An 8370-nucleotide genomic window follows, 5' to 3' on the forward strand; every position below is an offset into this window, starting at 1 on the left:
CTTCAAGATCCACCTTCAAGCGTGAGAACGCCTCATATAGCGCTCCTACACCATCTTCCGTCATCCGTTCGACATAGAGTTGCATCTCTCCAGAAGAGACGTAAACGGATAAGCGCGCGGTGACGACGACACGCATCCCATCGCGAACGTCTGCTTTGACTCGACTCGCATCCCGGGCAAACATGACGGCTTTCATCCGTGACTGCTCGTCCTTCAACGTAAAATAAAGGTGACCGGAAGAGTGTCGTTTAAAGTTCGACACTTCTCCCACCACCTGGACTTGTTGCAGAAGGGCGTCGCCTTCTAGTTCACGTTTGACATAGTGGACTAAATCGGAAACGTGAAGAGGTTCGCTCATCGCGCAGCCTCGATCGTGTTATGCAGTAGCATCGTGATCGTCATCGGACCAACGCCACCTGGAACAGGTGTGATCATCGATGCAACGTCTTGTACCGTATCAAACTCGACATCACCGACGAGTTTGCCATCGACACGGTTGACACCAACGTCAATGACGACAGCACCCGGTTTCACCATATCCGCCGTAATCAGCTTCGGTACGCCGACTGCGACGATCAAGATATCCGCTTGACGCGTCATCGCACCGAGATCTTTTGTCTTGGAATGACAATAGGAAACGGTAGCCGATTCATTCAAGAACAACATACCGACGGGTTTACCGACGATTTGGCTACGACCGACGACAACGACGTGTTGACCGGCAATCGGTACGTTCATTTCTTTGACGAGATGAAGAATGCCGTTTGGTGTACACGGTAAAAATGTCGGTTCACCAATCATCATTTTCCCGACAGAGACAGGATGAAAACCATCGACGTCCTTTTCAGGAGAAATCGCAAAAATGACTTTACTCTCATCAATATGGTCAGGCAACGGCAATTGAACGAGAATCCCGTGGACACTCGCATCAACGTTCAGACGTTCGATCAAGTGAAGAAGCTCTGATTCCGTTGTTTCTGCCGGAAGTCGGATCAACTCCGAATCCATGCCGATTTCCTTCGCCGCCTTTTCTTTACCACGTACATAGGACTGACTAGCAGGATCTTCGCCAATCAGGATGACAGTCAATTGCGGTTGAATCCGCTGTTCTTTCAGACGTGCGACTTCTTCTTTCAGCTTCATACGATATGAATGGGCTACCTGTTTTCCATCGATTACTACTGCCATGATTTGTCCACTCCCCCAAAAAGTTCGATTCACTCTTCTGTCTGTTTGTCTCTATTCGATTTTACAATTTTATGAATTTTCTTTAACGACGCCTTGTGCGACCTTACCGAGAACACCGTTCACGATTTTTGTCGCTTCTTCGTCAGCGAACGCCTTCGTCAATTCAATCGCTTCGTTGATCGTCACTCGAACCGGAATGTTCGTTTCGAACAATAATTCGTAGACGGCTAAGCGAAGAATCGTCCGCTCGATGTTTCCGAGTCGTTCGAATGACCAGTTGACCAGTGCTTCTCGGATGTGTTGGTCAATCGTTGCTTTGTTCGTTTCGACACCGTTCACCAATTGCTCGACGAATGTGTCATATTCCTTACCTTCTACCGCGAATTCAATGGCCTCTTGTGCAGTCAGATCCGAAAGCTCCATTTGGAACAAAGATTGGACTGCGAGTTCGCGTGCCATGTGTCGTTTCATCATGATTTTGCGTGCTCCTTTTTTTGTCGTTCTCAATCAGTTAGTTTAGCACATTCCTCTTTTAAAAAACATAGAGAACGCCAAAAAAAGACGGGAGTTCGTCGCACAAACTCCCGTCCTGATTCAGTTAACGATCGTACCTTTTAGCTCACGCTCTGCGAATTTCGTCGTGAACGTCCCACGCCGGAATACCGGGTGACTGAGAACACGTTCGTGGAACGGGATCGTCGTTTTGACACCTTCAATCCAAAATTCAGCCAGTGCACGTTCCATCTTCGCACATGCTTCTTCCCGTGTTTCCGCATGGACGATCAATTTCGCGACCATCGAGTCATAGTACGGTGGAATCATGTACCCCGGATAGACTGCGCTATCGATACGTACGCCCATTCCGCCTGGTGTCACGTATTGTGTGACGCGTCCAGCAGACGGACGGAAATCATGATCTGGATCCTCGGCATTGATTCGGCATTCGATCGAATGACCGTGGAACTTGATATCCTTTTGTTTAACGGCAAGCGGATGATCGAGCGCGACTTGCAATTGCGCTTGAACGAGATCGAACCCAGTGATCATCTCCGTTACCGGGTGTTCGACTTGAATGCGTGTGTTCATCTCCATGAAGAAGAACTCTTCCGTCTCTTCGACGAAGATGAATTCGATCGTCCCAGCTCCTGTATATTGAATCGCTTTTGCGGCTTTTACGGCAGCCTCTCCCATCTTCAATCGTGTCGCTTCACTGACCGCAGGTGACGGCGCTTCCTCGATCAGTTTCTGCATCCGGCGCTGGACGGTACAATCCCGTTCACCGAGGTGAATGACATTCCCGTGACGATCGGCGAGGACCTGTACCTCGACATGGCGGAACTCTTCGATGAAGCGTTCTAAATAGACATCCCCGTTTCCGAAAGCTTGTTTTGCTTCACGGCGTGTCTCACTTAGCCCGTTGATCAGCTCTTCTTCCGAACGAGCGACCCGAATCCCTTTACCGCCACCACCTGCTGTTGCTTTGATGATGACCGGATAACCAATTTCTTGCGCCAGTGCGACCGCTTCTTCGTCCGTGACCGTTCCATCTGAACCAGGCACGACGGGCACTCCACACTCGATCATCGTCTTCTTCGCAACATCCTTGATCCCCATCTGACGGATCGCATCCGACGTCGGACCAACGAACTTGATCCCGCACGCTTCACACATCTCAGCAAAATCAACGTTTTCTGCTAGGAAACCGTAACCCGGGTGGATCATCGTCACTTGACGGTTCGTTGCGACCGCGAGGATATTCGTAACGTTTAAGTAAGATGAAGCAGAACTCGCCTCACCGATGCAGTACGCCTCATCGGCTAAACGAACGTGTAAGGCTTCCTTATCCGCTGTCGAGTAGACAGCAACGGTTTGTATTCCAAGTTCCTTTGCCGCTCGAATGATGCGGACGGCGATTTCTCCACGGTTGGCAATCAATAATTTTTCCATGCTGTTCACCCCCGTTTACGGACGGATCCGGAAGAGTGGTTGACCAAATTCAACGAGATCTCCATCGGCGACAAGAATCTCGACGACCGTTCCAGATACTTCCGAGTTTAAGTTATTGAAGAGTTTCATTGCTTCAAGGACACAAACGATCTGACCCACTTCAATCTGATCACCGACTTTGACGTATGCAGGTTTATCTGGATTCGGACGCGAATAGAACGTTCCGACCATCAAGGCATTGATCGTGACCGTATCATCCGTAGTCACCTCTTCCTCGACTGGTGCTGCCGCTTGCTTCACAGGAGCTGGCGCCGCCACTGGAGTAGCAGGTGCTTGGTGCGAGACCGTTACTGTTTCTCCTTGTTTCTTCAACTTCAATTTATACGTATCCGTCTCGAGTGAGAGTTCATTTACACTCGACTGATCGAGCATTTCGAGTACTTGTTTCAACTGATCGATTTTCATCTGTCATTCTTCCCCCATCTATGCTGTATTCACAATTATTATACCAGGTGCTAATGCCTACTCAAATACTTATATTAACTGGTCATACCATTGGATGCAAGTCAAGCTGGATGAAAAAAGACGTCTCTCGACCTGATAAAAGGTGAGAGACGTCTTGTCGTTTCAATATTATCCGTTGTAACGACCTGTGAAATCACCTGTACGTGTATCAACCGTTACTTTTTCGCCTGCTTCGATGAAGAGTGGGACTTGAATGATATGACCTGTCTCCACTGTCGCATTTTTCTTGACGTTCGAAGCTGTATCACCCTTAACGCCAGGCTCTGCTTCAACGATCGTCATGACGACTGTGTTCGGCAACTCAAGACCGAGGATTTCGCCGTTGTAAACCGCGATTTGAACTTCCATGTTTTCAAGCAAGTATGGAAGAGCTGCTTCGACTTGTGCCGTCGTCAATTCCAATTGCTCATACGATTCTGTGTCCATGAAGACGTAAGTCTCGCCCATTGGGTAAAGGTATTGCATCTTGTTACGCTCGATGTGTGCACGCTCGACACGCTCACCACCACGGAATGTCATCTCTTGGATGTTTCCGTTACGGATGTTACGCATTTTCGTCCGAACGAACGCTGCCCCTTTACCTGGTTTAACATGTTGGAATTCAAGTACTTGCCAAATCATACCGTCTGAAGTCTTAATCGTTAATCCTGTTTTTAAATCGTTTACTGATACCATGAATGGTTCCTCCTAAAATGTCCCGTCACTCTGAATTAGAGAGTGATCAGTTCTTTTGGTGAAGACGAAAGAATTTCTCGACCTGTTTCCGTGATCAAAACGTCATCTTCAATCCGGCATCCGCCAACTTGCGGCACGTAGATACCTGGTTCGACCGTAACGATCATGCCCGGTTCAAGTTTCGTCTCAGAGCGGAACGACAAGCCAGGTCCTTCATGTACTTCTAGACCAATACCGTGTCCCGTCGAGTGACCGAAGTACTCACCGTAACCTGCTTCTTTGATGATATCACGTGTCAATGCGTCCGCTTCGATCCCAGTGATGCCTGGTTTTAAGCCGTCGACACCCGCTAGTTGCGCTTGCAAGACCGTATCGTAGATCTTCTGCAACTCGGCATTGATCGGACCGACTGCGACAGTCCGTGTGATATCTGAAACATAACCGTTCAAGAGCGCTCCGAAATCAAGCGTGACGAGTTCACCCGTCGCAATGACCTTCGAGCTGGCAACACCGTGTGGCAAGGCAGAACGATAGCCCGATGCCACGATCGTATCGAAAGAAGAAGACGTCGCTCCATGCTTCCGCATGAAGAATTCTAGTTCATTTGATACTTCAAGTTCCGTTCGTCCTGGTTGAATGTACGTCAAGATGTGTTGGAAGGTCGCGTCTGCGAGCTCCACCGCTTCCTTAATCATCTTAATCTCTGACGAATCCTTAATCAAGCGTAGGTTTTCAATGATTCCTGTCGTCGGAACAAGCTCGATTGCTGAAGCTTGATCGTATGCTTCAAAAGCACCGAGTGTCATCGCATCCTTTTCGACACCAACCGCGCGAACACGCGCTCCTGCCATCAATTCGCCCATCGTCTCTGGAATCGAACGTTCGATTTGAACGATCTCCATTCCTTTGACTTGGTCTGCCGCTTGCTCCGTGTAACGGAAATCCGTCACGAAGTACGCTTGCTCTTCTGTTACGAGACATGCACCGCTTGATCCCGTGAAGCCGGAAATGTATCGAATGTTCTCTGCTTTCGTGACGAGTAATCCTGGAAGGTCCCGTTCCTTTAAAGCTGCTTGTAACGCCTCGATCCGTTGTTTCATGATTGATTTCCCCCTTGTTCCGATTGTTGTAAAGCTTGGAGTGCCTCCGTTGCCAGACGATATCCCGTCATGCCAAGTCCAGCGATGACACCTTGGCAGACGGGTGCGATCATCGAATGATGCCGGAAGGATTCACGTGCATGGACATTCGATAGATGGACCTCGATGACGGGCGCTTCGATTGCAGCAATCGCGTCACGTAACGCGATACTCGTATGCGTGTAGGCAGCAGCATTGAAGACGATGCCGTCCGCTCCCCGTTCCTCGTGAAGAACATCAATCAGTCGTCCTTCATGGTTCGATTGTTCAAACCGAAACTGAATGTTCGGAAAATAAGTGCGAAGGTCGTGTTCTAAGTCGGCTAATGTCGCCGTTCCATATGTATCCGGTTCGCGTGTTCCGAGTAAATTCAAGTTTGGTCCGTTTAATATCAAGACACGCAAAAAAACACCTCCTCGAATTCCTTTTCATTGTATCATAACCCGATTTCCGACTCCTAAAGATTACCTCGTTTTGACGAGTCGAACATAGTTTTTTTGTTGTAAATCAAGTACACTGACGATACACCTAATTTTAATGAAGACGGGATGCGTTCTATTATGAAAACGACTAATCCGCCGGTCGGTGGTCAAGCCATCGTCGAAGGCGTCATGTTCCAAAATGCGACCCACGCGGTCTCAGCGATTCGTCGAAACGATGAGTCGATCGAGACGTTCGCCCAACAAAAACCGGTTCGACCACGAATCGCTAAAGGCAAAAAAATTCCACTTCTACGTGGCTTGTTCGCTTTGATGGAATCCTCAGCGAATGGTGCCAGTCATATGAACTTCGCAAGTGACCGATACGGTGTCAAACCTGGTGAAGAAGAGCCGGAAGAGACGACTGCCAGCCCTTTGACGAAATGGCTCGGCGTAGCTGTCGTCGGAGTCCTATCATTCTTTTTCGGTAAATTACTTTTTACGTTACTACCTGCTTTCCTTGCGTCACTATTCGATGTGTTCCCTGCTTTATCAGGACATGTCATTCAAAATGTCATCGAAGCAACAATCAAATTAACGCTTTTGTTCAGTTACCTCTACGTGATTTCATTGACTCCGCTCGTCAAACGACTCTTTCAATATCACGGTGCAGAGCATAAGGTCATCAACTGCGTCGAATCAGGACGCCCACTCACGGTCGAAAACGTTCGCGTCAGCAGTCGTCTTCATTACCGTTGCGGCTCGAGTTTCTTGATCTTCACCGTCATCGTCGGATTTTTCGTCTATCTGATCGTGCCAACGGATCCGCTTTGGTTGCGTCTCGTCTGCCGGATCGCTTTATTACCGGTCGTCATCGGTCTTTCATTTGAAGTGTTGCAGCTGACGAACAAAGCACAGCACATCAAAGGACTTCGCGTCATTGCCTTGCCTGGCCTATGGTTACAATACTTGACGACGAAAGAACCGGACGATGCACAGATCGAGGTTGCGATTTATGCGTTTGAAGCATTGGAAAAACAGGAACATAACCTACATGAGAATGCACTGGGTTAATCGATAACAGGGGTGATATTATGATCAGACAACGCATTGGTTCTACATTTGCACTCGTCGTGTTACTGTTCGCTTTTGTCGGCTTCGGATATAAACTCGTCAATAATCCAAGTAGTCTGTTTTCACAATTGCTGTTCTTCGGGATTACCGCCGGGATCATCTTCTTGCTCTTTAAGTTCCTGACTCGTAATCGAAGCGTCGGAACGGGCGCAAATGCTCAGTACCGAAAATCCGTCGCTCAATCAAAAAAAATGCATGGCTCTTCGAATTCTGTTCGCCGGACAGACTTTAAGAAAAAACCGGTCAAGTCTTCAAAAGCGCCGGCATCGAATAAAGTCAGACCGTTGCGGGATCGTTCAAAAGCGCCTCATCTGACAGTCATCGAAGGAAAAAAAGGCAAAAAGAAAAAACGTGCTTTCTAATTTCAGAAGTACATTAAAAAGGAGATTCGTCATGCGACGAACCTCCTTTTTTCGTGTTCAATCCGTTTCGACCCAACCGATATACGGTAGATTGCGATATTCCTCCGCACAATCGATTCCATACCCAACAACGAAGTAATCCGGAATCTCGAAACCGACATAGTCTGCGTCGAGTTTTACTTCACGACGTGCCGGTTTATCAAGCAATGTACATACTTTGAGAACTCCGGGTTGATGCAATTTCATGTGATCACATAAGAAATGGAGCGTCCGCCCTGTGTCGATGATATCTTCGATGACGACGACATATTTCCCTTGCACATCGAGATCGAGATCTTTCTTCAACTGAACACGCCCGGAAGAGACGGTCTTTGTTCCGTAAGAAGAGCACGCGACTGTATCAATTTGAACGCTTCCTTTGATTTCGCGCATCAAATCGGCAGCAAAGACCATCGACCCTTTTAACACGACGACGAGAACGATTTGACGCCCAGCCGCATCCACTTCGATCTGTTGTGCTAATTCACGAACCTTTTCTTTCAGTTGTGACTCCGACACTAATTTTTCTTTAATCGTGATTTCCATGACAAGGTGCGAACACCCGCCACCCCCTTCGTCCATTTTCAGGCTCAGTATAGCATACCTAACTTAAAATGCGCACTTTATCATAAAAATGTAATGGATCGTTCGTGTTTGAGAACTTTTTTTTAGCAAGGAACTATAAAAAAACAAGCCTCAATCCTCTGGATGGGCTTGTTGATAGCGATGCAGTTCCTCTTTCAAACCAGGACGTTCCGCAAAGAACTGAATCATTCCGTTAATCTTATCCAACGCTTCGATACTAATATGGTGCTCGATTCCTTCGACATCCTTATAAATCAGTTCTTCATCCACACCAACGAGACGAAGAAAATCTTCAAGTAAGGCGTGTCGTTCCACGAGACGCTTTCCGATTTTGCGTCCTTTAGGTGTCAGCATGAG

At 47.9% G+C, this 8370-nt stretch carries 12 protein-coding genes; 2 read left to right on the forward strand and 10 right to left on the reverse strand.

Annotated features, from left to right (window positions below; genetic code table 11):
* From F8N00_RS13960 to aroQ, 8 genes are all read right to left on the reverse strand, one after another.
* The coding region (locus tag F8N00_RS13960; RefSeq protein WP_421018412.1) for an exodeoxyribonuclease VII large subunit at positions 1 to 358 on the reverse strand (358 nt) is incomplete at its 3' end.
* Positions 355 to 1188, reverse strand: coding sequence for a bifunctional methylenetetrahydrofolate dehydrogenase/methenyltetrahydrofolate cyclohydrolase FolD (gene folD / locus F8N00_RS13965; protein WP_023467581.1), 834 nt, complete (start codon positions 1186 to 1188; stop codon positions 355 to 357). The genes F8N00_RS13960 and folD, both read right to left, overlap by 4 nt.
* Positions 1189 to 1257: 69 nt before the next feature.
* Complete coding sequence (gene nusB / locus F8N00_RS13970; protein ID WP_023467580.1) at positions 1258 to 1662, reverse strand: transcription antitermination factor NusB; 405 nt, start codon at positions 1660 to 1662, stop codon at positions 1258 to 1260.
* A 120-nt stretch (positions 1663 to 1782) separates the two neighbouring features.
* On the reverse strand, positions 1783 to 3135 hold the full coding sequence (gene accC / locus F8N00_RS13975) for an acetyl-CoA carboxylase biotin carboxylase subunit (protein WP_023467579.1): 1353 nt from the start codon (positions 3133 to 3135) through the stop codon (positions 1783 to 1785).
* Between the two features lie 15 nt (positions 3136 to 3150).
* Positions 3151 to 3600 (reverse strand): acetyl-CoA carboxylase biotin carboxyl carrier protein, encoded by a 450-nt coding sequence (gene accB, locus F8N00_RS13980; protein WP_023467578.1) that lies wholly within the window; start codon positions 3598 to 3600, stop codon positions 3151 to 3153.
* Between the two features lie 168 nt (positions 3601 to 3768).
* Entirely contained in the window at positions 3769 to 4335 is a 567-nt protein-coding gene (efp, locus tag F8N00_RS13985) for an elongation factor P (protein ID WP_023467577.1), read from the reverse strand.
* A gap of 35 nt (positions 4336 to 4370) precedes the next feature.
* Positions 4371 to 5435: a M24 family metallopeptidase gene (locus F8N00_RS13990; protein ID WP_023467576.1), complete on the reverse strand. Its 1065-nt coding sequence runs from the start codon at positions 5433 to 5435 to the stop codon at positions 4371 to 4373.
* Complete coding sequence (aroQ, locus tag F8N00_RS13995; protein ID WP_023467575.1) at positions 5432 to 5878, reverse strand: type II 3-dehydroquinate dehydratase; 447 nt, start codon at positions 5876 to 5878, stop codon at positions 5432 to 5434. The genes F8N00_RS13990 and aroQ overlap by 4 nt, the downstream gene beginning before the upstream one ends.
* Positions 5879 to 6034: 156 nt before the next feature.
* On the opposite strand from aroQ, the gene F8N00_RS14000 reads away from it, so the two are divergent.
* Complete coding sequence (locus tag F8N00_RS14000) at positions 6035 to 6967, forward strand: DUF1385 domain-containing protein (RefSeq protein ID WP_023467574.1); 933 nt, start codon at positions 6035 to 6037, stop codon at positions 6965 to 6967.
* Positions 6968 to 6987: 20 nt separating this feature from the next.
* Positions 6988 to 7389 (forward strand): SA1362 family protein, encoded by a 402-nt coding sequence (locus F8N00_RS14005; RefSeq protein WP_023467573.1) that lies wholly within the window; start codon positions 6988 to 6990, stop codon positions 7387 to 7389.
* A 57-nt stretch (positions 7390 to 7446) separates the two neighbouring features.
* On the opposite strand, the gene hpt is transcribed toward F8N00_RS14005, so the two are convergent.
* Positions 7447 to 7974: a hypoxanthine phosphoribosyltransferase gene (hpt, locus tag F8N00_RS14010; protein WP_064300287.1), complete on the reverse strand. Its 528-nt coding sequence runs from the start codon at positions 7972 to 7974 to the stop codon at positions 7447 to 7449.
* 150 nt (positions 7975 to 8124) lie between these two features.
* Positions 8125 to 8370: iron dependent repressor, metal binding and dimerization domain protein (locus F8N00_RS14015; RefSeq protein WP_421018413.1), on the reverse strand; the 246-nt coding region annotated here is incomplete at its 5' end.

The sequence above is a fragment of the Exiguobacterium sp. A1_3_1 genome, from assembly GCF_048985645.1.
GTDB lineage: Bacteria > Bacillota > Bacilli > Exiguobacteriales > Exiguobacteriaceae > Exiguobacterium_A > Exiguobacterium_A indicum.

Bases quoted from the DNA above. Each gene is read 5' to 3' on its own strand.
- F8N00_RS13990 (WP_023467576.1), bottom strand. From the start codon at position 5,435: ATGAAACAACGGATCGAGGCGTTACAAGCAGCTTTAAAGGAACGGGAC.
- accB (WP_023467578.1), bottom strand. From the start codon at position 3,600: ATGAAAATCGATCAGTTGAAACAAGTACTCGAAATGCTCGATCAGTCG.
- F8N00_RS14000 (WP_023467574.1), top strand. From the start codon at position 6,035: ATGAAAACGACTAATCCGCCGGTCGGTGGTCAAGCCATCGTCGAAGGC.
- nusB (WP_023467580.1), bottom strand. From the start codon at position 1,662: ATGATGAAACGACACATGGCACGCGAACTCGCAGTCCAATCTTTGTTC.
- folD (WP_023467581.1), bottom strand. From the start codon at position 1,188: ATGGCAGTAGTAATCGATGGAAAACAGGTAGCCCATTCATATCGTATG.
- accC (WP_023467579.1), bottom strand. From the start codon at position 3,135: ATGGAAAAATTATTGATTGCCAACCGTGGAGAAATCGCCGTCCGCATC.
- hpt (WP_064300287.1), bottom strand. From the start codon at position 7,974: ATGGAAATCACGATTAAAGAAAAATTAGTGTCGGAGTCACAACTGAAA.
- F8N00_RS14005 (WP_023467573.1), top strand. From the start codon at position 6,988: ATGATCAGACAACGCATTGGTTCTACATTTGCACTCGTCGTGTTACTG.
- efp (WP_023467577.1), bottom strand. From the start codon at position 4,335: ATGGTATCAGTAAACGATTTAAAAACAGGATTAACGATTAAGACTTCA.